Source organism: Mesorhizobium sp. M7A.F.Ca.AU.002.02.1.1 (assembly GCF_003998535.1).
Taxonomy (GTDB): domain Bacteria; phylum Pseudomonadota; class Alphaproteobacteria; order Rhizobiales; family Rhizobiaceae; genus Mesorhizobium; species Mesorhizobium ciceri.
This window is the reverse complement of the sequence record NZ_RZPB01001228.1, coordinates 1-1,139: the sequence shown is the minus strand read 5'-3', so window position 1 is coordinate 1,139 and position 1,139 is coordinate 1. Positions and strand designations below refer to the sequence as shown.

The following is a 1,139-nucleotide window of genomic DNA, read 5'->3' as shown; positions in this document are numbered from 1 at the left end:
GCCAAGCTCGGCTGCCGCCGCTCGACTGGCTGCGCAGTTTCGAGGCTGCGGCGCGGCTGTCGAATTTCACCGCGGCGGCAGCCGAGCTTGGCCTCACCCAGGCGGCCGTCAGCCAGCACATCCGCTTTCTCGAGGAGCGGCTGAAGACACGTTTGTTTTCGCGGCTGGCGCGCGGCGTCGCCCTGTCGCCGGAGGGGGCAGCCTACCTCCCCCACATCCAGTCGGCCTTCGCCACCATCGGCAACAGCACCGCGGAACTGTTCGAGCCGCGCGCCGTCCAGACCGTGACCATCCGGGCGCCGATTTCCTTTGCCTTGCTGATGCTGGTTCCGGCGCTGCCCGATCTCGCGAAGGCACTGCCGCGCATCCAGCTCGACCTGGTGACGATCCATCGCCCTACCGATTACGACCTGCCAGGCTCGGTGCTCGATATCCGTTTCGGCAACGGATCCTTCCCCGGCCGCGAAGCCGACAGGCTGACCGCCGAGCGGCTTGTGCCGGTGGCGGCTCCGGGTCTGGTCGGCGACGCAGACTGGACCTCCTTGCCGCTGCTTCTGGTTGCCGGCGCGCGCGAGATGTGGGCGGAATGGTTCGCTGCCGCCAGGCTGGCCGGCCATCCCAGGCGATCGCACCGCTTCGACAGCTTCGTTGCCGCCATGGAAGCGGCCAAGGCCGGCGCCGGCGTGCTTTTGGGCTCGCGGCCGCTGGTCGATGCGGCGCTCGACAGCAAGACGCTGGTCAGGCTTTCCGACTTCGAACTCTCCAGCACATCGGGCCATTTTCTGACCAAGGCGTCGACAGCGCGCCTAACCGGCGCCGAGCAGGATTTCCGCCAGTGGTTGCTGTCGCGCCTCTCCGCGCCGGCATGATTGGTTACGAGATTTGCCCGATCCGCTTCCAGTAGATCAGCGTGCCGGTCAGCCCGCCATGCGGCTTCAGGGCATAGTCCGGTATCTCACCGGCCAGCGTGAAGCCCAACCGCTCATAGAGGCCTGAGGCGCCCTCCTCGGTTGCCGTGTCCAGAACCAGCAGCGTGCGGCCCTTCTCCACCGCAAGGCTCTCGGCGGCCCGCATCAGGCGCGTTCCCACGCCCCTGCCCCGGTAGTCTGTGCGTGTCATCAGCTTGGCGATCTCGGCCC

At 67.8% G+C, this 1,139-nt stretch carries 2 protein-coding genes; one reads left to right on the top strand and one right to left on the bottom strand.

Going from position 1 to position 1,139, the window contains the following annotated elements; all coding sequences use genetic code 11:
* Positions 1 to 11: 11 nt before the first annotated feature.
* Positions 12 to 869: a LysR family transcriptional regulator gene (locus tag EN879_RS36700; protein ID WP_127274753.1), complete on the top strand. Its 858-nt coding sequence runs from the start codon at positions 12 to 14 to the stop codon at positions 867 to 869.
* A 4-nt stretch (positions 870 to 873) separates the two neighbouring features.
* On the opposite strand, the gene EN879_RS36695 is transcribed toward EN879_RS36700, so the two are convergent.
* Positions 874 to 1,139, bottom strand: a 266-nt coding sequence (locus tag EN879_RS36695; protein ID WP_164774878.1) for a GNAT family N-acetyltransferase, incomplete at its 5' end; no start/stop codon positions are given.